The organism is Paenibacillus sp. FSL M7-1046 (assembly GCF_038007405.1).
Taxonomy (GTDB): domain Bacteria; phylum Bacillota; class Bacilli; order Paenibacillales; family Paenibacillaceae; genus Paenibacillus_AQ.
In genome coordinates this window covers 1,733,923-1,755,645 of the sequence record NZ_JBBOXB010000001.1, presented here as the reverse complement: position 1 = coordinate 1,755,645, position 21,723 = coordinate 1,733,923, and the positions used below count along the sequence as shown (strand labels likewise).

20 protein-coding genes, 1 pseudogene and 1 riboswitch are annotated in these 21,723 nt (G+C 50.0%); of the genes and pseudogenes, 13 read left to right on the top strand and 8 right to left on the bottom strand.

Annotated features, from left to right (window positions below):
* Positions 1-28: 28 nt before the first annotated feature.
* Complete coding sequence (locus NYE29_RS07525) at positions 29-316, bottom strand: phosphatidylinositol kinase (RefSeq protein ID WP_076114619.1); 288 nt, start codon at positions 314-316, stop codon at positions 29-31.
* A gap of 389 nt (positions 317-705) precedes the next feature.
* On the opposite strand from NYE29_RS07525, the gene NYE29_RS07520 reads away from it, so the two are divergent.
* Positions 706-1,128, top strand: coding sequence for an ASCH domain-containing protein (locus tag NYE29_RS07520; RefSeq protein ID WP_340895149.1), 423 nt, complete (start codon positions 706-708; stop codon positions 1,126-1,128).
* 336 nt (positions 1,129-1,464) lie between these two features.
* On the opposite strand, the gene NYE29_RS07515 is transcribed toward NYE29_RS07520, so the two are convergent.
* Positions 1,465-1,878, bottom strand: coding sequence for a hypothetical protein (locus NYE29_RS07515; protein WP_340895147.1), 414 nt, complete (start codon positions 1,876-1,878; stop codon positions 1,465-1,467).
* A gap of 623 nt (positions 1,879-2,501) precedes the next feature.
* A riboswitch (cyclic di-GMP riboswitch) is annotated at positions 2,502-2,591 on the top strand.
* A gap of 83 nt (positions 2,592-2,674) precedes the next feature.
* On the opposite strand from NYE29_RS07515, the gene NYE29_RS07510 reads away from it, so the two are divergent.
* Both NYE29_RS07510 and NYE29_RS07505 read left to right on the top strand, forming a co-directional pair.
* A complete protein-coding gene (locus NYE29_RS07510) occupies positions 2,675-4,987 on the top strand; it encodes a collagen-binding domain-containing protein (protein WP_340895146.1) in 2,313 nt (770 codons plus the stop codon).
* Positions 4,988-5,273: 286 nt separating this feature from the next.
* Entirely contained in the window at positions 5,274-6,215 is a 942-nt protein-coding gene (locus NYE29_RS07505) for an alpha/beta hydrolase (protein WP_340895144.1), read from the top strand.
* Positions 6,216-6,419: 204 nt separating this feature from the next.
* Here the strand turns inward: NYE29_RS07505 and NYE29_RS07500 are convergent, their stop codons facing one another.
* The 4 genes and pseudogenes from NYE29_RS07500 to NYE29_RS34535 form a co-directional block, all read right to left on the bottom strand.
* The gene (locus NYE29_RS07500) at positions 6,420-6,968 is read right to left on the bottom strand and encodes a hypothetical protein (protein ID WP_340895143.1); all 549 of its coding nucleotides are present in this window, start codon (positions 6,966-6,968) and stop codon (positions 6,420-6,422) included.
* Positions 6,969-7,035: 67 nt separating this feature from the next.
* Complete coding sequence (locus NYE29_RS07495) at positions 7,036-7,593, bottom strand: DUF4367 domain-containing protein (RefSeq protein ID WP_197073645.1); 558 nt, start codon at positions 7,591-7,593, stop codon at positions 7,036-7,038.
* A 27-nt stretch (positions 7,594-7,620) separates the two neighbouring features.
* Positions 7,621-8,142, bottom strand: coding sequence for a hypothetical protein (locus tag NYE29_RS07490; protein ID WP_340895141.1), 522 nt, complete (start codon positions 8,140-8,142; stop codon positions 7,621-7,623).
* Between the two features lie 403 nt (positions 8,143-8,545).
* Positions 8,546-8,674: pseudogene (locus NYE29_RS34535) on the bottom strand (hypothetical protein); the annotation flags it as partial.
* 195 nt (positions 8,675-8,869) lie between these two features.
* Between NYE29_RS34535 and NYE29_RS07485 the strand changes: the two are divergent.
* The 10 genes from NYE29_RS07485 to NYE29_RS07440 all read left to right on the top strand — a co-directional run bounded on the left by NYE29_RS07485 (position 8,870) and on the right by NYE29_RS07440 (position 19,029).
* Entirely contained in the window at positions 8,870-9,013 is a 144-nt protein-coding gene (locus NYE29_RS07485) for a hypothetical protein (protein ID WP_340895139.1), read from the top strand.
* Positions 9,014-9,516: 503 nt separating this feature from the next.
* Positions 9,517-11,049 (top strand): HD domain-containing phosphohydrolase, encoded by a 1,533-nt coding sequence (locus NYE29_RS07480; protein WP_340895138.1) that lies wholly within the window; start codon positions 9,517-9,519, stop codon positions 11,047-11,049.
* 215 nt (positions 11,050-11,264) lie between these two features.
* Positions 11,265-11,648 (top strand): NusG domain II-containing protein, encoded by a 384-nt coding sequence (locus tag NYE29_RS07475; RefSeq protein WP_076113705.1) that lies wholly within the window; start codon positions 11,265-11,267, stop codon positions 11,646-11,648.
* Positions 11,632-12,195, top strand: a complete 564-nt coding sequence (locus NYE29_RS07470; RefSeq protein WP_076113706.1) for a Gx transporter family protein — start codon at positions 11,632-11,634, stop codon at positions 12,193-12,195. Before NYE29_RS07475 ends, NYE29_RS07470 begins: the two co-directional genes overlap by 17 nt.
* A gap of 18 nt (positions 12,196-12,213) precedes the next feature.
* Complete coding sequence (locus NYE29_RS07465) at positions 12,214-13,080, top strand: ATP-binding cassette domain-containing protein (RefSeq protein ID WP_076113707.1); 867 nt, start codon at positions 12,214-12,216, stop codon at positions 13,078-13,080.
* Positions 13,056-13,955: an energy-coupling factor transporter ATPase gene (locus NYE29_RS07460; RefSeq protein ID WP_340895137.1), complete on the top strand. Its 900-nt coding sequence runs from the start codon at positions 13,056-13,058 to the stop codon at positions 13,953-13,955. The genes NYE29_RS07465 and NYE29_RS07460 overlap by 25 nt, the downstream gene beginning before the upstream one ends.
* On the top strand, positions 13,948-14,739 hold the full coding sequence (locus NYE29_RS07455) for an energy-coupling factor transporter transmembrane component T family protein (RefSeq protein ID WP_076113709.1): 792 nt from the start codon (positions 13,948-13,950) through the stop codon (positions 14,737-14,739). Before NYE29_RS07460 ends, NYE29_RS07455 begins: the two co-directional genes overlap by 8 nt.
* Positions 14,740-14,757: 18 nt before the next feature.
* Positions 14,758-16,683, top strand: coding sequence for a peptidase U32 family protein (locus NYE29_RS07450; RefSeq protein WP_340895136.1), 1,926 nt, complete (start codon positions 14,758-14,760; stop codon positions 16,681-16,683).
* Positions 16,684-16,827: 144 nt separating this feature from the next.
* Positions 16,828-18,126 carry an aspartate aminotransferase family protein gene (locus NYE29_RS07445; RefSeq protein ID WP_340895135.1) on the top strand — a complete coding sequence of 433 codons (1,299 nt, stop codon included), beginning with the start codon at positions 16,828-16,830 and terminating at the stop codon, positions 18,124-18,126.
* Between the two features lie 18 nt (positions 18,127-18,144).
* A complete protein-coding gene (locus NYE29_RS07440; RefSeq protein WP_076113712.1) occupies positions 18,145-19,029 on the top strand; it encodes a UbiA-like polyprenyltransferase in 885 nt (294 codons plus the stop codon).
* A 1,145-nt stretch (positions 19,030-20,174) separates the two neighbouring features.
* Here the strand turns inward: NYE29_RS07440 and NYE29_RS07435 are convergent.
* Both NYE29_RS07435 and NYE29_RS07430 read right to left on the bottom strand, forming a co-directional pair.
* On the bottom strand, positions 20,175-21,155 hold the full coding sequence (locus tag NYE29_RS07435) for a polyprenyl synthetase family protein (RefSeq protein WP_038585338.1): 981 nt from the start codon (positions 21,153-21,155) through the stop codon (positions 20,175-20,177).
* Positions 21,156-21,173: 18 nt separating this feature from the next.
* Positions 21,174-21,623, bottom strand: a complete 450-nt coding sequence (locus NYE29_RS07430) for a hypothetical protein (RefSeq protein ID WP_076113744.1) — start codon at positions 21,621-21,623, stop codon at positions 21,174-21,176.
* Positions 21,624-21,723 lie beyond the last annotated feature (100 nt).

Below are 21,723 nucleotides of genomic sequence, written 5' to 3'. Positions count from 1 at the left end.
AGGGAGGGGGATTCCCTCCCTCATGTCATTAAATAAAAAACGGGAGTAAGAACAAAGCAGTAATGGCGCCAAAAGGGATCCGTCTCTGGATAAAGCGGCGTCTGGGGAAAAAACCTGGATGGAACCCGAATTGTCTGTAGGTAGAGTTTTGCGCAGGCATACCCTGAAACATCTCGTTTGTGGGAATAGCAAGAGTAACGAAATCCTGGTCTACATGGGCAATAAACCCATCATGAGACTGACCATCTGTAGTAGTTACACCAACGTACTTATTCATGCAACTCCAAGAGACTTGTTGATAATTATTTGCGTCCATAAAATAATACCTCCTCAGATAAATACATCCTGACAACAGTCTATGGACTATAACCTATATTGTTGACGGCGAATGCCCATTAATAATTGTTTGGATTTGCAGAAGCTAAGTTATTCCAATAGTGGAGGAATCCTAAGGGCAAAAGGAAGAGTAAAGCAGTCGAGAGAAACTTTACAAAACCTTATTGAACCTTATAATGAGTAGTGAAGCGCCGCAAAGAACATACAGAACCTAATTGAACCTTACAGATGGGTGTGGGTTACGCGCATAATGCTTAAGCCGGGGGCAATTTCCTTCACCAGCATCTTAAAAAAACTATATGCGGCGCGGTTTTCCGGATTCCCGGTGGGCTGCGCCTTTCCTTTGTTGCAGAGAGGGGGCAGGAAGTTATGCGATGCCTGACTATACGGCAGCCTTGGGCGACGCTCATTGCTCTTGGTGAAAAATCATTCGAGACCCGTTCCTGGAGAACGGCTTACCGGGGTGAAATCGCCATTCATGCCGGTTTGAAGATTGATAAGGAAGTATGCTTACGGGAGCCTTTCCGATCGGTGCTCGCCCGTCATGGTCTTACAGCGGACAATTTGCCTGCCGGAGTGATTATAGCGACAGGATCGCTGATAAACTGTTATGAAGTTACAGCTGGTATGGCTGAAGAAGGCTGGCCCTACGGCAGCGAATATATCTTTGGAGATTATAGGGAGGGACGGTTTGCCTGGGAACTGACGGGGGTCACTCCGCTGGAGGACAACATTCCGGCCAAGGGCCGGCTGGGCTTCTGGGAGCATCCTGTTCCGCAAAGGGAGCGGTGAAGCGCTTATGGAATTTCAGACCAGCAAGTCTAACTGGATAGACGGAAAATGTTATGACGGTACCGGCGGTTCGGTGGAATACAGGTATGAATGGGCTCAGGAAGGAGCGTATGCATAGGAAATGGGCAGTCTTCTTATTGCGTGGCTTTGCATGTTATGTTTATTTCTTACGTTTAAGGATAAGGTAAGCCGGAGAATTCTATATCCCGTGGCGCTGGTAGTTATTTTCGGCACATTGGGCTATTGGAAGGTTTTAATGTAATTTATAGCGGGTACTTTACAGGTCTTGCCGACTCCCAGGGCGAGGCCTGTTTTTATTCTTCAACGCACCAAAGGCTATTGGCTTGCTTGAGGGCCGGATTTGATTTTGTACTGTTCCTCATAGCTGTTGTAGCCGGAGATATCGAGTCCCAGGTATTTGCGCATATGGATAGCGGCCTGTGCAGCGATGACGTCATCCAGCAGCAGCATCCGTTCATGATATCCCCGGCATATAAATTTGGCCTCGATGCCCACCTGGAGCCGCTGCTGTTCATAGACCTTAACTCCGCGTTTCCTCATTTCGGCGCGCACATCCCTCAGATCGGCAGTAGCCGCATTTGCAGCAGTACGGAGAACCTCCATGTATGGGGCGGGAGTCCGCAGTTGTGTCGACATAATGGCTGAATCCCGTTCAAAGGCTGATAAAATCAGCGGAAGCAATATATAGGATTTGACCAGTGTATTATCGTTACTCTCCGCTCTATGCATAAATTCAATCACCTCTAATAAGAACGTATATTCGTATTTTAACCGATTATTCAAAAATTAATCAATGGAATTTCTAAACAGCTGAAACAATGTGACATAATTCACAAAATAATTATAAGAATTATTTTATATTAAAATTGAAATAATAAATATTGAAAAATAAAGCTTATTAAAAAGGAGAATTGTGATGAATTATGAGGGAAGTCTCCGCCGCGGATTGTTGTTCGGGTTGTTTCTAAGTGTTCCACTATGGATGTCCATGATCGGCTGGGTTCAGCTGTTATAAAATATACCAATTCTGAGTCCGGCTGTTGCCCGCTGACTTATGTAAATTGACAATGACTAAAAACTGCTGCCAAAAGCTGGCGACAGTTTTTTTGCCGTTTCGACATAAGTTGAAAAGTGGTTCGAATATACTAATTTTTAATATTGAAAATTTGTTTTATGTGATTGGTGAATACAACGAAACCCTTATGTGATGCGGGATTGAGGACTTTTTCAGAGAATCTATCAAAAAAAATAAGGAATAGATTGACAAACAGAGAGGGGAAGAGATAGACTGATTCTAGTCCGAAAGTAACAAAAGTCATAGACTACATAGAATACGACTGTTACCAACTTCTCATGTATAATCGCAAACCGTTCGAAAGAGCGGGACGCAAAGTCAGGAATCTACAGCACTCTAAAGGTGCCACGATCGTCCGGCCGCCATGAAGCTAACCCTTCTTGGCGGTCTTTTTGTTGTTACGGGCTAATCTGTGCATTCATAGAATAGTTACATAGGAGGTACATATCGTTGTTGAAGAAAAAATCATTAGCCTTGATTCTGACGGGGATTTTAACCATCGGCAATATGCTTCATCCGGGGATCAATGTAGAGGCGGCGGCAAGTATGCCGTACACCCCAACACCGGTGCTGGGAGTCGCCGGCAATTTCAACGCCTTTATCTTTGGAGATTTCGCGCAAAGCAATGACCAGATCCACGGACGGCTTGCTGCTGCAGGGAATATTACTCTTCAGGGATATGGAGTATCCAAGGATGCTGTGGGCGGAGATGTGCTTATCGCCGGCAAAGACATCGACTTTTCAAATGGAACAGTTTATGGCACCTCTGTGTATGGAGGCAGCATGAAAAGTTCAGGAGCTGACCTTAAAGGAGGTACGCGGCAGGATCATCCGATCGATTTTCAAGCTGAGGAGCAATTTTTGATTCAGCGTTCGAGTGAACTTGCTGCTCTGAAACAAACGCAGCCCTTTGTCAGAGATGGAGGGAAAATGACGATTAACGCTCCGGATTCCTTTAATGTCATTCATTTGACTGCTGCGGATTTGGCGGTTACCAACGGTCTCCAGTTCAACATTGCAGGAAATGCCACGGTAATTATCAATGTAAGCGGGAATAAGGTCGTCATTCCGGATTTTCAAATGTGGAATGGCAAATCTCACAATGTGCTGTTCAACTTCTACGAAGCTTCTTCTGTAGCTAATGGGAACACAACCATTGAAGGCACCATGTTAGCGCCGCATGCCTTTGTGGCGTTCAGCCGTGCTGAACTGCATGGTACCCTTATTGCAAAAGGATTCAGCGGTTATATTCAGATGCATCATCATACCTTTGAGGGAACGGTGCCGCCAGTCGGCCCGACACCAACACCGAAGCCGACACCAACACCAACACCAACACCGACGGCGACGCCAACACCGACGCCGACACCGACGGCGACGCCAACACCGACACCGACACCAACGGCGACGCCGATACCGACGCCGATACCGACGGCGACACCGACGGCAACGCCGACGGCGACACCGACACCAACGGCGACGCCGATACCGACACCGACGCCAACGGCGACACCGACGCCAACACCGACGCCGACACCGACGGCGACGCCAACACCGACACCGACACCAACGGCGACGCCGATACCGACGGCGACACCGACGGCAACGCCGACGGCGACACCGACACCAACGGCGACGCCGATACCGACACCGACGCCAACGGCGACGCCGACACCAACGCCAACGGCAACACCGGTGCCGACACCAACGCCAACACCGGTGCCGACACCGACACCAACGCCAACACCGACGCCAACACCGGTACCAACGCCAACACCGGTGCCGACACCAACGCCGACGCCAACACCGACACCGACGGCGACACCAACACCAACGGCGACGCCAACACCGACGGCGACGCCGACACCAATGCCGACGGCGACACCGACACCGACGCCAACACCAACGCCAACACCGGTGCCGACACCAATACCAACGCCGGTACCAACACCGACGCCGGTACCAACGTCGACACCAACACCAACACCAGCGCCGACACCAACGCCAACACCGGCGCCGCCACCAACACCGGCGCCGACTCCGCCACCAACACCGGCGCCGACGCCGACACCGACACCGGTGCCAACACCGACACCGACGCCGACGCCAACGCCAACACCGGTGCCAACACCGACGCCAACACCGGCGCCGCCACCAACGCCGACGTCAACACCGACACCGACACCGACACCGGTGCCAACGCCAACACCGGTGCCGACACCAACGCCAACACCAGCGCCGACACCAACGCCAACACCGGTGCCGACACCGGTACCAACACCGACACCAACGCCGTTGCCAACAGTAGACCCGACGCCAGCACCGACGAGTGTAGCGCCAACAGTAGACCCGACGCCAGCGCCGACGAGCGTAGCGCCAACAGTAGACCCGACGCCAGCACCGACGAGCGTAGCGCCAACAGTAGACCCGACGCCAGCACCGACACCAACGGTGATTGGTACGAATGACGATCAGGAGATTACGATTGATGAGGATCCGCTGCCTTTGGGCCCTGTGACCACACCTTCGCCTGTGCAGCCAACGCCGGAGACTACTCCAGCGACTGATCCAGTACCTGCTCCGGTACCGGATGAAGAGATTATTCTTGATGAAGAAATTCCGCTGGGGCCAGTGGATCCGGCCGAGAGTCTGCCGCAGACGGGCGAAACCAGCCCGGCACCTTATTATATTACCGGTCTCGCTATTGCCGGAGTAGGTCTGCTGCTGAGCAGAACGGCAAAAACAAGCAGACGAAAACGCTGAAGCTTTCATTGAATCACACTCGGGCTAATAGCAGTCCAGACGCCATGTTCTAAACATAATTCAGGCCGCTTACGGGAGAGAAAATCCCGGAAGCGGCCTTTTTATAGAGTGTTTCCTAAGTTTTGAGGGTTATTATACAACAATCGTTTAGATTTCAATCCATCTGTTATACGTTCATTTCTCGCAGGCGAGGCTACCATGTTATACTATGCAGAAATCATTGCGGAGCCCGCATGATTGTGACTGGAGTATCCCACAGCTACGAGAAGGAAAGGTGAGAATATTCATGTGGAGTGTAATTATACTGGCGATTATTATCGTCATTGCCGGAGGATTGACCTATGCGGGTTTCTTTTTCTATGGAGTGGCGATCCATCGGGCGCCTAAGGAGTTTTTGGCGAATTCACCTGCGCTGAAGGTAGATCCGCCGGTGGCTGGAGCATCATGGGGAGAAGGGGCGGAGTGGATCGCCCGGCAGAGCTTCCGGAATGTCGACATGATCTCAGAGGATGGACTGAAGCTGCGGGGTTATTATCTGCCGTCAGAGCGGGCAGCCGGACGTACAGCAATCGTTGCCCACGGCTATTCCGGTAAAGCCAAGGATATGGGGGCCTACGCCAAGATTTATTATGAAAACCTGGGCTATAATGTGCTGATTCCCGATGCCAGGGGACATGGTGAAAGCACAGGCAATTACATAGGACTTGGCTGGCCCGAACGCCGGGATTATGTAAAGTGGATCGAATACACCATTGAAGAGAATGGGCCGCAGGCGCAGATTGTGCTGCATGGGGTGTCTATGGGTGGAGCAACGGTGATGATGACCGCGGGTGAAGAGCTTCCGCCGCAGGTGAAGGCGGTTGTTGCCGACTGCGGGTATAGTTCGGTCAAAGCACAGCTCTCTTATCAGCTCTGGCGGATGTATCATCTGCCAAGCTTTCCCTTCGTGCAGATTGCCAGTCTGATTACCCGGCTGAAAGCAGGCTATTTCTTCGGTGAGGCATCAGCGCTGAAGCAGGTGCGTAAGGCACGGGTGCCGATCCTGTTCATCCATGGTGATGCCGATAAGTTCGTACCCTATGCCATGATGGACAAAGTGTACCAGGCATGCCGCAGCCCCAAGGACAAGTTTGTAGTGCATGGGGCAGGGCATGGGCTTTCTTATGATACGGATAAGGCAGGATATGTCAGCAAGGTAAGTGAGTTTGTTAACCGGTACGTGAAGTAGTCCAATAACCCCGGAAAGTAGACGCGCCTACGTTCGGGTGTGTTTAATCCCTGAGTCGATCGAGTGTATTAGTTATGTACCTGTTAATGTATTGCGCAATGTATTCACATGATCATTAAAGTATCATCTCTCTATCGCTTTGTTCTTTACGGTAGAAAGATGATACTTTTAAAAATGAGGGGAGCATATTGATAAAAAGTTGTTCTACTCAGTTTCATTGTAAGTGATTGCTTTTGAGAATAATTCGAACTGTTCGTCTTTGGTGTATTTATTTGTTATTTGAGCTTCATAAGTGTACGAGAGCCCATTATGACGAGCATATATTAATAATGAATCATTAATTTCTGTATAGAGAAGCTCGAGACCATTTACAGTTTTTGTGTTCATGTTATTAGCAAGTTCTACTTCAATGTCGCTTACAGAAAGTGTAGCTATTTTATCGCCCTCATATGGACCATAAAGCAACTCAATGCTTTTATCATAGGCTTCTGCTTTCTCTTTTTCACCCTTATTGTCGGTGTAAGTTAGTATAACTGTATTTCGAGGGGGATTATCGGTTTCCAACCCCCTTTTAACAACTATTTCCTTAATATCCAAACCAGCAATTTTGGGTGTTTCGGTGAGAGGACTAAGCTTCTTAACGTTTTCGTTAGCTTTCGCGAGATCAGCATTTCCAGATGAGGAACATCCTACAATTGAAGCCAGTGTAAGTACCAAAAAAATGAATGCTATTGTTTTGCTTTTTTTAATCATATGCCCTCCTTAGAGTCAATAAAGATTTTATCAGGACCTTTATCGAGGTCCTGATAAAATCTTAAACTTATTTAATTGAATTTACAAAATCCCAAAGTTGTGACTCATCAATCCCTGATTTTGCAATTACAAAATGACTTGCTCCCTTAAAGTGCCAATTAAATACCTTAATGCCTTTTTCTTTGCTTTCTAAATATTGTCCCAGTACTCCATTAATTTCAATTTGTTTTACATTTTCATCAACAAGATCAATCTCCATTTTTTTTGTAGTGTAATCTATCCAATTACTTGGTTCAGTTTGATCTCTATAACGTATGGTAACTTCTTTAACGGAATCTTCATTTAGATTTCGAAGTGATTTACTGATTTTTTCTGGTGGTGTGTTATAAATAACACTTTCTTGTTTGAAGTTATCAGGCAGAACTGATGGCAAATGAAGATCAATATTATCCATAAGTGTTTCAGCCTCTTTTAGATCAATTGTTTCGGCAGATGAAATAATTCCATGCCCACCTGATACAGGATTATTATCTGGGGTAGTTTCAGGAGATGCTAAGACTGTTCCAAATGCTGTTGTAAGTACGAGAAGTGAAATCAGAGTAATTAAATATCTCTTAATAATCATAAGCATAAACAACTCCTTTTAATTTTATTAGTTAGTTGTATAAGCAAATCTATCATATCGAACATTCATCTGAGCACCATCAAGACCCGATGGATCAGCATAAACTGTCATCTCTGTATAGAGGCTCCCCATGTTTGCTGTATAATCCATATTTACAGAAATCTGTGTGCCATTAATAGTTCGTGTATACCAGTCTAAGAATCTCTTTTCCCTTAAATCTACAATTTTATAAAGTCCAAATTGAGCTCCAGTTGGATTGCTGGCTCCATTACTTGTTGTTACATTGAAAAATCTCAACGTAGTGGGTGTATTGCTATTTCCTTGCGCTGTTTCTGACCTCCAATATGAATAAGCTAAGTTAGGGTAACCTGAGCCATTGAGTGCATCCCCATAAGCTTTTTTTGTGGAATTAGGATAAAAAATACTTTGTAGATCAGCATATGCATTAGTTGAATAAAAAATTCCTGCTATTAGAAAAGTTGTTAAAAAGGCAAGCATATATGCAACTAAATTTTTCATCCTAAACTCATTTCTAATTGTTTTCATCATGCTAATTTACCTCCAATTTTTAATTTTAAAAACATGAATTTCCTATTCTCTTGATAATCACCTCTATTATTATAGATTTGTTAACTTTTACAATTTCTAGTATATCACAAGTATAGGAAAAATATGTCGATTCTTCGGAAATTTTACAGGGTCTAAAGCCCTTTCTTTTCGACAAAATTCTATTTTTTGTAGAATATATTATTGCAAATTGAATTTTAATAATATGTGAATTGGTATATATTTTACACAAATTCACTTGTGGAAGTAGTAAAATGTAAAAAAACTAAGGCGCCTTGAATCGGGGGTTCAATTAAGGATATCAATAAACTTTTTGACATAAGACTTATTAATTGAAGAAGATGCTTTTTTTATTCTTAGTCCTAAGGTTTCTTCAGGCATTTGTTCAAAGCACCCTAAGTAGGAAATGCTTTTCTCCCAGAATCTCGGAGAGCCTTCTTAAAGTCAGAAAAGAAGCAGAGATTTCATTTCGTTCAATGTAACCGATCGATGTAAGGCTAACCTCAGCGACCTGGGCGAATTCTTCATCGTCAGCTCCTTTTTACCGGGCATATTATACGAGCTCCAGGAGAATTAAGCAGCTTTTCGAACTGAACGACGTTGGACAACGACTTCCTTCTTATAATTTATGCGCCAGAGGTACTAACTGCACGGACAACCCTGGCAGCGGCTCACGGCGATGCAGACAATTTTTTTCGTGCCTTTCCACATGAGGAATGAGTTGTATGAGGCATGTAACAGCCCAAAAGAGAAATTCGTGGTTCATGGAGCGGGGCATGGACTTGCGTATGACACGGATATGGCCGGATACATCGGCAAAGTAAGCCAGTTTGTTGCCCGTTATGTACATTAGTTCCGGATCAACCCCCGGAAAGTAGACGCGCCCGATCTCCGCAAGCTGCGGATATCGGGCGCTTATATGTTCCACATATGGCGGCGTTCCTTGCAACGGGGAACGGTACGTCCATATCTTCTCGTATATTTAATCCCCCGCCGTTTGTGAGCGAAACGGGCGTCGTAATTCCCTGTTATTTCCAGAAGCCGTATGGCGAGAATAATCCTTCCAAAACGACAAAAGCCCTACCTCTCTTTTGTCCTTGCGGCTCCGTGGCCGCGCCAGTGTGAATCGGAATGCTATGTTCGAATTTAGTCTCATAAAAAGGAAGAGTCATGCAAGAAAACGTAAGATTTTGTGTCCAAAATGCCGATAATAAATAGAAAGTAACCAATCGGCCTGACATCTTCTTGATGGGGATGTATATACACGAAAACAAATATTATTTTATTATATCATGGAGTATGTAGTAATGCAAGTATAACATAAGCAGCAGGGTAAGGCTGGAAATGGGGGAACAGATGAATATATACGGGGTGTTTTTGAAGAAGCAGATCAGAAATTATTTTTTGGGCTCCGTGATTGCCGTGCTGGCGGTGGGAAGCCTGTTGCTGCTCTCTTCGCTGGAGATAAGTGTGGTGGAGTATTCCCGCCTGCTAATCGTATTGCTGCTCTCTTTTTCAATTATGGCAATCACGGAAGTCAGTGTGTTCATGAATCAACTCAAACCGATACGGACTGCAATGAAAGAACGGCGGCCTACGCTGGCCATGCTGGAGGAAGCTTATCTCTACACCCATCGAATGCCCAGAAATGCAGTACAGCGGATTCTAGGCCCGCATCTTCTCGGGTTATCCTTGCCGGCGGCCCTAATGACCTTCTGGATGATTCACACCGGATTAATCAACCTCCCTTATTTCTATCTGCTGCTGGCCATGGTCGGGGCAACTCTGGTGGCGTGCATGCATGCGCTGATCGAATTTTTCCTGACCTGCTCGGCCATTGTTCCGCTAATTAAAGAATTCAGAAACCGGGCTTTGGATATGTATAATGTGGATTTCTCGCTGGAAGGGCATGTATTTGTAGCCATCCGCCCAAAATTTCTGATCAGCTGTATGCTGATCGGGACGTTTCCGCTGTTTCTTTTCATCATGGCAACACATATCCGCATGGACAGCCTCAACAGCAGTTCGCTGGCCGGCTTGCAGAGCTATTGGGCTTGGGCAGGGATGGTGCTGATGGTCGGCACATTATTCTCATCCATTGCCGCCTGGCTCCTGACTAACAGCGTTCAACACCCGATCAATGAACTATACAAGGCAATGAATAACGTCAAGGACGGGCGCCTTTTGCAGGTGCAGGATGAATATTCCGATGAATTTTCCAAGCTGGTGGCCGGGTTTAATATGATGGTGCGGGGGCTTCAGGCCCGGGAACAGCAGAACAGACAGCTTCTGGACAGCTACTTCACCACGCTTGCCGTGGCTCTGGATGCCCGTGATTCCTATACCGCGGGACATTCACTGCGGGTGGCGGAGTACTCGGTTATTATTGGACAATTGGCGGGGCTGACGGGTCAAAGGCTCGATGACCTGCGGAAATCTGCTCTGCTACATGACATCGGCAAAATCGGTGTGCCCGACAATGTCCTGTTTAAAGAGGGGAATCTTACGGATGAGGAATTTGATCAGATTAAGAGCCATCCGGTGCTTGGGGAAAATATTTTGCGGCAGATTGAGCCTGTGGAGAAGATGGCGCCTTACATAAGTGGAGTCCGCTCACATCATGAGCGTTACGACGGCAAAGGTTATCCGGATGGCCTTGTCGGAATGTCCATTCCGCTGCATGGCAGAATCATCGCCGTAGCCGATGCCTACGACGCCATGACATCGGACCGCCCCTACCGGAAAGGGATGGATCATGAACGGGCGCTGGCTATTCTGGAACAGGGCAGAGGGAGCCAGTGGGATCCTGAATTCGCCGGATTATTCCTGGCATACTTCGGGAAGGCGGCAAGTTCAGAAGAAGAGGATGTTCCCGGAAGGGCGGGGTGAAACGGGCAAGCAGGGTGTTGCTTGCTGTTTATCCTAATATTTCTTGCGGAAGCGGATACCATCCAATTTATGGAGGTATCCGCTTCTCGTTGCGTGCCTATTTTGTGAACTGGTCTTTAAAACCGACAATTAACGACTACATTCATTGAAGGATTGAGGGTAGACCGTTATAATTATTAAGTCTGGATTTTAATTAAAAAATAAGGGAGAATTTTATGAAACGCGCAGATGTGCTGCTGGTTTCCATCGTGCTCATTGCCGCTCTCGCTTTTCTTGCACCGAGGTGGTTTTCAGACGATAAAGGCGGCCCGGGGAAAAATCTTGTGGCCAATATAATGGTGGACGGCAAGCTGTTCAAGACGGTTCAGCTTACAGAGGAAGATCAAACGGTAGAAGTCCGTACCGATCGCGGGTATAACATTTTAAAAGTGCATGATTATGGTATTGAAATGTATGACGCCGACTGTCCCGACAAGGTATGTCTAGGTTTTGGGTTTATTACCTTGCCCAAGCAGACGATCGTTTGTTTGCCGCATAGGGTATTAGTAGAAATTGCAGGCGCGTCGGGAGGAGATGATATAGATGCCTATGTCCAGTAGTGAGTCTTCAACGGCCCTGAAAAGAACGGTGATTGTAGCACTCTTTGCCGCGGTGGCGGTTGTGCTGAGTATTGTGGAAGCCCAGATTCCACTCGCAGGGATGGGGCTGATGCCCGGTGCCAAGCTGGGATTTGCCAACATTATGATTTTGACCTGCATTTATTTTTTGCGCGCACGTGACGCATTTGTACTGGTAATCCTCAAGACCTTGCTTACCGCATTTTTGCTGGGTACCTTCTCAAGTCTGCTGTTCAGCTTATTTGGCTCTTTGTTCAGCTTTGTTGTCATGTACCTGCTCGTCCGGTTTGGCGGGAAAAGACTCAGTGTCATTGGGATCAGTATTGCCGGCGGACTGGCCCACAACACAGGGCAGCTGCTCGCCGCTTCCATAGTGCTGAAATCATCGAGCACATTCTACTACTTTCCGATGCTGCTGATTACCGGAGTGGTGACGGGGATTGTTGTCGGTTTCGCGGTGCGGTATGTGGTAGCCTCGTTATCCAAAATATCGCTGTTTGAAGAGTTCTTGGGCGGAACGGGTCACTAGCTGGGAAGGATGACTAACATGAATGAATTTAACAATGAGCTGGAAGCTGGAGCGGAACCGCCAGTGATCTCACTGGCAGGCGTATCGTTTGGATATAACCCGGAGCACCCGATCCTCCAGAATATTACACTGTCTATCCAGCAGGGGGAATGGGTAAGCATCGTGGGACCGAACGGCTGCGGCAAGTCAACGCTGGTCAAGCTGCTGAATGCCCTGCTGCCTAAAAGTGCCGGAGATATCTTCATCTGCGGCCATAAACTGCAGGAAGAGAATATTGGAACGATCCGTCAGTGCATTGGCATGGTGTTCCAGAACCCTGACAACCAGTTTATCGGGGCAACGGTAGAGGAAGACATTGTATTCGGCCTGGAGGGGCTGTGTTTACCCTACGCGGAGATGGAGGAACGGCTGAAATCCTATGCCATGAAGCTGGGGATCGACCATCTGCTGGCCAAGCATCCCGGCGAGCTGTCAGGAGGCCAGAAGCAGCGGGTCGCCATTGCCTCCATTCTAGCCATGAAGCCAGGCATCGTCATCTTTGACGAGGCCTCTTCCATGTTGGACGAAGGAAGCCGGAACGAGCTGATGGGCATTTTGCAGGATATGCGCGCGGAAGGGAACTATACCCTTCTAATGATTACACACGATGCCGATGAAATCCTGGCCTCGGATCGCGTGCTGGCCCTGCACGGGGGTGGACTGGCGGCAGATGTAACCCCTGCAGAATTGTTCCGGAATGAAGAGCTTCTGGAGAAGTGCCACCTGCGGGAGCCGTATCCTTGGCAGCTTGCCCGTGAACTGCAGAACCTGGGGATCAAGGTGGATGTTCCCGCCAGTGAAAAGGAGCTTATAGACACATTATGGCCATACAACTACAACAAGTAAGCTACACCTACGCGGACCGGAGCCTCTGGAGGCAGACAGCGCTGCACGGGATTAATCTTAACCTCCCCAGCGGATCGATGGTGGGCATTGCCGGGGCAACCGGCTCGGGAAAATCGACACTTCTGCAGCTGTTCAACGGAATTCTGAAGCCGACGGAGGGGACGGTCAGTGTCCTTGATGTGACTATCCGCGCTGGAGAGAAATCTCCGAAGCTGCTTCCGCTGCGCCGCCGGGTCGGTCTGGTCTTTCAGTTTCCCGAGCAGCAGATGTTTGAGGAGACGGTAGAGAAGGATCTGTGCTTCGGGCCGCTTAACTTTGGCATGAGCCTTGAGGAAGCCAAGGAGCGCACACGCAAGGCGATGACGGACATGGGGCTCGATCTTGGACTGCTGGAGCGCAATCCGTTCCGTCTAAGCGGCGGACAGATGCGCAAGGCGGCCATCGCTTCGGTGCTGGCCATGGACCCGGATATCGTTGTGCTGGATGAACCGACAGCGACGCTCGACCCGATCAGCCGGGCTGAGCTGATCGGGCTGCTGGAGCGGCTCTGCCGCGAGCAGGGCCGGACAATTATCATCGTGACGCACCGGATGGATGAGCTGCTTCCCTATGCCGACCGCTGGGTGCTGCTTAAGGAAGGCGAACTGGCTTTTCAAGGCAGCAGCCAGGAGCTTGCCGCCGATTCGGATATTCTGGAACGCTGCGGCTTGACGGTGCCGCAGTCGCTCCGCTACTGGCGGGCGGTTGCCGACCGCTTCGGTCTTGCGGGGGAGAAGCCCCGGTTGACCGCGGGCAGCCTCGCCGAGCTGATTGCTTCGCTGCCTGGAGCAGCGGAGGGCCCGGGCCTTGCAGGAAAGAGGGATAGCTATGAATGATCGGCTGCTGCTCGGGCGCAGCATTGAGACCGGCTCCTGGGTACACAAGCTGGATGCCCGGGCTAAAATCATCGGGATGATCTTATATTTAGTTGTTATTTTACTATCGCATTCCTGGATGGCGATGGCGCTGCTGGCCGTTTTTTCGATAGCGGTCATGTCATCAACCCGAATATCGCTTAAGTATTTCGTCAAGGCGGCCAAGCCGCTGCGTTATTTAATGTTGTTTATCTTTGTCGTTCAGGCCCTGACCGTTAAGGAAGGCGCTGCGGTGTTCTCTATCGGCTCTTTTTCGCTGCATGAAGACGGGCTGCGGCTGGCCGCGTTTTCCGTTATCCGCATGTTTTTCCTGATCACCTTCACGGCCTTGCTTACCTTCACTACAAAACCTGCGAAGCTGAACCGGGGTCTGGAGGGCATCCTCACCCCGTTCAAAAAGCTGGGGCTGTCGCCGGAACGGATTACGCTGATGATCAGCATCGCCCTGCGCTTCATTCCAACGATTCTCGACGAATCGCAGATCATCATGAAGGCGCAAGCCTCGCGCGGAGCCGACCTGAAGGAACTGCCGCTTAAGGAAAAAGGGCGGATGCTCGTCTCGCTGCTTGTGCCGGTAATCTCCAGCGCCTTCCGGCGCGCTCAGGATTTGGTCTATTCCATGGAAGCCCGCGGGTTCCGCATGGATGCGCCGCGCAGCCGGTATCACCGCCTCAGGTGGGGCTGGGCCGATACTGTTTTTGTCGCTATGTTCATCATCATGGGAGTTGCAGTAGCATTATTGTAATTTTAGGGGGAAACAAAAATGGCACGTTATTTTAATGGCAAGGAAATCGAACTGCTGGCACCGGCGGGAACGTTTGAAATTTTCAAGGAAGTGGTGCAGTCGGGATGTGACGCAGTCTATTTTGGCGGTCCTGTGCTGAACATGAGAATGATGCGCAAAGGCTACAACCTGTCTCATGAGGAGATTATTGAAGCCCTTGCGATCGCCCACAGCCTGGACAAAAAAGTATATATTACGGTAAACAACCTGTTCAGTGAGGATGATGTGGAGGAAGCCAGAGAGTATCTTCGTTTTCTCGACGGAGTTCATCCCGATGCGCTGATCGTTCAAGATATGGCTGTGCTGGAGCTGATCCGCGAGATGGAGCTTACGCTTCCGGTTCACGCCTCGGTGATGATGAATGTGCACAATCTGGAGATGGTTTACGCGTTGCGTGATCTTGGGGTAAGCCGGGTGGTGACCTCGCGTGAGATGGATCTGCAGACGGCAAAGCTGCTGGGTCAGCGGAGCGGCATGGAGCTGGAGTATTTCATTCACGGCGATATGTGCTCTGTGCACGGGGCGAACTGCTACTTCAGCTCCCAGGTCTTCGGCATGAGCAGCAACCGGGGTAAATGCATGAAACCTTGCCGCTGGGATTACCGGATCAAGAAAGACGGCTATGTCTTCCCGGCTGAATATCCGCTGGCTGTCAAAGACATGTTTATGTATGAGCATCTTCCGGAGCTGATTGAGTCAGGCATTACTTCTTTTAAAATTGAGGGCCGGATGCGCGACAAAGAGTTCATGGTGATGCTTGCGAACAGCTATGGTGAAGCCATTGACCGTTATATTGAGGATCCAATTGGCTTTGACCGTACCGTAGATACTAAGATGCTGCACCAAAACCGGAAACGTGACTTTTCCACCGCGTATGCTTTTGGCAAGCCGGGACTGGCAAACATCAACCGCCGCTATGAAGGTACAGGCAAATTTTACAGCACAGGCAAGGTATTCAGTACACCTACTGCAGAGCGGGAGCTATCGGCGGACCGGGTAATGCAGCTGCGTGAGCGGCTTGCGGAAGGCAGACGCAGTGAGCAAAGTAAACCGGAGCTTGCAGTACGCGTGAATAATATGGAGCAGGCCCGTTTGGTGCTTGAGCTGGGTGTAGATCATTTATATCTGCCAGGTGATGTATTTGAGCCGGACCGTCCGTTTACAAAGCAGGACATTAAGGAACTTGGCGCCTTAAAAGGAAAGACAAAGCTCTACCTCGGGATGCCGCGGATGATGACGGAGCTGCATTTTGATCAATACGATCATCTGCTGAGCGGGGAACGCCTGCCGATTGACGGGCTGCTGATTACGAACCTTGGAGCGATTCGCCGTTTCGCCCAGACGGGATACCCGATGATCGGGGACGCCAATCTGAATGTATACAATCATCTTTCTGCCGGGCTGTATGCCGGACTGGGACTGGCTAAGCTAACGGTTTCACCGGAAATGACGATGGAGCATTTTGCATCCTTTACCTCCGGCTGCGAGTTGCCGCTCGAAGTTGTCGTTCACGGCACACCGGCGCTGATGTATATGGAGCATGATCTGTTCGAGAATACCGAGGTGATGGAGCCGATTGGTGAAGAAGACAACCTGTATGTAAGCAATGAGGTACTGGTGCTAAAGACGGATAAAGGCGAGAATCCGGTGTACCGTGACCAATACGGCCGCTGCCACCTGCTGTTCTCCAAGGAGCTTTGCTATCTGCCTATGGTGGAGGAGATGAAGGGCCTTGGCATTGCCAGCTTGCGGATTGAAGGAGCGACCTATAGTGTGGAAGAGCTGCGTGGCATTATTAAGGCCTATCAGGCAGCAATCAACGGTTCTTTGGAAAAAGAAGAGCTGCTCGGCGGGTTGAAGCCGGTGTATGCAGGTTATACCCTGGGTTCGCTGCAGTTTAATTGATGTTTATATTTTTAAGGGTTTCCGGATAGTGATTTTAACGGTAAATGCTAGAGTGATAAGTTATTATTTTCACAAACTATCGCACTGATTTATTTTCCATATTAAGAGAGTTATAGAGGAGCAGCAGAAGGAGAGGGACCATAGATGGAACAACAGCAATTCATTGGAAGAGATGGGGTAGCTGCTAAAAGAAAGCAGTATTTCTATCCCTGCACTGCACACTTTTACCGTGATGCCCCGCAATTGGTGCGCGGAAGCATGCAGTTTGTCTATGATGAGAACGGCAAGCAATATACGGACTTTTTCGCCGGGGTATCCGTCGTGGCCTGTGGGCACTGCAACCCGGCGATTACAGCCCGCACGATCGAGCAGCTTCAGCAGCTCCAGCACACGTCCACGGTCTACCTAACACAGCCGGGTGTGGACTTGGCGGAACGGCTCGAACAGCTGCTGCCGGGCAGCTTGCGCCGGACCTTCTTCGTCAACAGCGGCTCAGAGGCCAATGAAGGGGCTTTGCTCCTGGCCCGAATGCATACCGGCCGCAAAGGGTTCATTGCCCTGGAAAGCGGGCTGCATGGCCGGACTAATCTTACGATGAGCGTCACCGGCCTCCAAATGTGGAGAACTGACAAGTATCTGGATGAGGATGTAACGTTCATTGCACGCCCGTATGATCCTGAACTTACGCTGGAAGAGGCCGGGGCGCGGTCGCTCAAGAACCTCGAACATGTGCTGCAGGAGAAAGGCGACCACATTGCTGCGATGATCGTCGAACCGATCCAGGGCAATGGCGGCATGATTATGCCGGTCTCCTGGTATTTCCGCGAAGTCAAGGCGCTGCTGGACCAATACGGTGTGCTGCTGATTGATGATGAGATACAGACCGGCTACGGCCGCACCGGAGCCATGTTCGCCATGGAGCATTTCGGTGTGGTTCCCGACATCATCAGCATGGCTAAGGCGCTGGGCAACGGGGTTCCGGTGGCTGCCTTCGCGACTACGGATGAAATTGCCGCCTCGTTGAACCGCCCTTCAGCCTCCACCTTCGGAGGCAATCCTGTCTCGGCGGCTACAGCACTGGCCGTATTGGATTATATTGAGGGTGAACGGCTGGCGGAACGGGCGGCAGAGCTTGGAGAGCGGCTGAAGCGCGGTCTGCAGCAGCTGCAGGAGCGTTATCCGGCACTGATCTCCGACGTGCGGGGTACCGGCTTGATGCTGGGGGCGGAGCTGGCTGGCAGCGACGCCGTTCCTGCGGCAGAGCTGACGGACGATGTGCTGGAAGAGATGAAGGACCGTGGCTATTTGATCGGCAAAAACGGTGTGAACCGCAATGTTCTCGCCTTTCAACCGCCGCTGATCGTTACAGCGGAAGATATTGATGGTATGATAAAAGCACTGAATGAAGTGCTGCTTCAAGCCTCACACCCTCACAGGAAATGAAGATAAAGGAAGAATGATATGGTTATATTGAATGCTTTCAAAACCACCGCGCTCAAGCTGAAAATGTTCAGCGAACTGGTTATGTTCTCGCATACGCTCTTTTCGCTGCCGTTTGCGATTATCTCGATGGTGTGGGCTGCCGGGGGATGGCCCTCCGGCCATATGATGCTGTGGGGGCTTATTGCCTTAATCGGGGCACGCAATGGCGCGAACGCCTTTAACCGGCTGGTGGACCGCACATTTGACAAACAGAACCCGCGCACGGCGCACCGCCATCTGCCACAGCGGCTGCTCGCGGAGAAGGAAGTCATCCTGTTCATTGTCATCAACTACGCGCTGTTTATAGTCGCTGCCGGTATGCTGAACTTGCTTTGTCTGCTGCTGTCGCCAGTGGCTATTGTCCTGATTTCTACTTACTCCTACACAAAACGGTTTACCTTTCTCAGCCATCTATACCTGGGCTTCGTCATTGCCTCGGCACCGATCGGTGCCTGGTTCGCCGTGACAGGAAATATCGCTTTTACGCCGTTTGTGATTGGTACAGTCGTGATGCTCTGGATTGCCGGCTTTGACATCATTTACGGCACTCAGGATATCGACTTTGACCGGCGGCACGGGTTGTGGTCGATCCCCAGCTTCTTCGGGCTCGAAAATGCACTGCGGATCTCCAAAGGCCTGCATTTCATTATGATCCTGCTGCTGCTGTTCCTCTATCTCTGGCGTGATCTGGGCTGGATGTATCTTGTGGGCATCGGTATTGCCACGCTGCTTCTGATGGCGGAGCATAAGATCATCAAGCCGTCGAACCGGAAGCTGATGAAGGTGGCTTCTTATAATTTGAATCAGGTGATCAGTATGGTGATATTGCTGTGTACGCTGATTGATTATTTTTACGTTAACTAGGGGTATGGAGGCGGCGGGCGATTAGGAGAGCTGCGCTCCGGGGAATGTTTGGACTTCCGGCCGCTGTTATGTTTGGATTTCCTAATTTTGTTCCGCTGTCTGCGGTAGAAATCCAAACATAAAGGCGGGCGCTGGCGCTCCTCCAGTTCCAAACCTCCCCTCCGCTCCGCGTCCTAATCCGCCTTGGCACCCCGTAAGGCTAACACAAAAAAAACAACATGCCTACCCAGTGGGGGGTGGCAGAAGAGCGCGGAAAGCTTAGGCTTGCGCGCTTTTTTTGCGTGGGGAAGAATGATTCAAAGCAGACAGCTTTCCTTTATTTCTGTATCCGGACTAAGGAGACGCTATTCACCTGATCTTAGCTCATTTCCTTTGCACGCGGACTGGAGAGACCTTATTCCTGCAGAAAGCAGCAAAATGGGCTTCGAAAATGCAAAGTAACTGCACTACGGTCCGATAGATCACGAATGTTGAGTTAATTCTCGAAATAACGTCGCTGGAGTCCGATGGCTAATCACAGCACCACTTTGGATAAAAATGTCCTATCCAGCCCTGTCTACAACAAAGAAAAGAAGTTGAATATAGGCGAGTGTCACTGCTAAATATGCTCACGTACACACGCTCACGCACATGGACGCACGCACATGGACCACAGTATGCTCAGCACACACGCGCACGCACATGGACGCACGCACATGGACCACAGTATGCTCAGCACACACGCTCACGCACATGGACGCACGCACATGGACCACAGTATGCTCAGCACCACGCACGCACACGGACGCACGCTTCATGGACCACAGTCCGCTCAGCACCACGCACACGGACGCACGCTTCATGGACCACAGTCCGCTCAGAGCACCACGCTCACGCACCACGCACACGGACGCACGCACATGGACCACAGTCCGCTCAGCACCACGCACACGTACGCAGTGCTGCGTTTACTTTTTAACATAGCAAAAAGGCCAAGGATCCTAATTCAGACTCAGTTTGAGTATGTGAGGATGCGAAGAATAGTATGACAGTTGAATACATACAAAAGAGAGCCCGCGCTGTGGGGCTCTCTTTTGTATGTGGAACATAGTATTTAGGGTAATGGCTTACTCCATTCAGCATCCATTGCATTCCTAAGCCGGACTTCAGCGGTCACGTCCCGCGAAGTACTGCAGCAGCGTCTCCAGGTCGGCATTCGCCGGATAGCCGGAAAGCTGCTGCACTATGGCTGAGGCCTGATCCAGGTAATTCTGGCTGACGTCCTCGGTACGGGATAAGGCATCGCTGCGGTTGATCAGCTCCAGTACCTCGGCGACTTCCTTCCCGGATGAGCCGGGGCCGATCCTGCGGATGAGAGGGGCCAGCTCGGGGTCCTGCAGTGCAAAGAGGGTGGGCAGGGTAACCTGGCCGTTGCGCAGGTCGCTTCCGGCCGGTTTACCAAGCACCTCGGCAGATTGGGTGAAGTCCAAGAGATCATCCTGGATCTGAAACGACATTCCGAGCGCTTCACCGAAGGCATAGAGAAGATTCGCCACTTCTTCAGTGCTTTCAGCGGACAGTGCGCCTACCCTGAGGCAGGTGGCCATCAGCAGCGCTGTTTTGTTACGCGATTTCTCCAGGTACTGCTCAAACGTCAGATCATAATCGTAGGCATGCTCCATTTGCTGGTATTCACCCAGGCATAATTGAGCGGTGGCTACGGAGGATAGATCATGGACGTAGCGGTTTTTGTCACCTGTGTATTTGCTTAAGAGCTCAATGACACGGGCGGACATATAGTTTCCGATATGCACAGCGGATAATACACCTGTTTTGGTATGAAGCGCTGCCCCGCCCCGCCGAAGCTCGGCATCGTCAATGATATCATCATGAATTAAAGAGGCTGCGTGAATAAACTCGGCAGCAGCAGATAATTGCAGCGCTCTGCGGCCTGGAGACTTGCGTCCGAACCGGCTGCCCACAATGACCATGAGCGGGCGCAGGCGTTTCCCGCCTGAGCCGATCAGCTCAAGAATACTCTGGGCCAGCTGTGACTTTTTGGGCACATCCCGGTCACGGGCTACAAGATTTTCAATTTCGCGGTTAATTTCATTGATGTCTATATTCAAGGCTTCATGCAGCTTCATAGTTAAGATTCCCACCTGTCAAATGGCTTTGCTTGTGCGGTTCTGCTGCCTTTGCTCTTGGAGAAGGAATTCTTCAATCCCCGCAGCCGGATTTTGATCCGTGAAGTCTCCATTTGCACGCCGTATCTGCATTTTTTTGATCGAGGGAGCCAAATATGCAACCAGATCCAGCTCGCGGCATTTCACCGCAAACTGAAGGTAGAAGCTGTATAAGTAATCTCCATCCAAAATGTTGCGGGTCAGGTCGGGATGATGTGGGACACATTCCATATGGCGCCCTGCCGCCATGGTAAGAATCGTGTAAATACCTAGCAAATGGACTTTGCGGTTATATTCCAGATCATGGCGTTCCAGTACCGGGAGCAGCTGCTCACATTCTGCCGGAGAGAGAGGCAACTGAATTCCGGCAATCGGTGACATTTCAGTCTGCAATAGCCGGAAGGTATCTTCAATGAGTTGTTTGTTCACCATATTCTCTCCTTCTTGTCGGTTTTGCCGGAAGAAACCATAGCCTTGATTATCCCTACAAAACCATTATTTAAAACAAAGACAGGCGTTTGCTTGAATC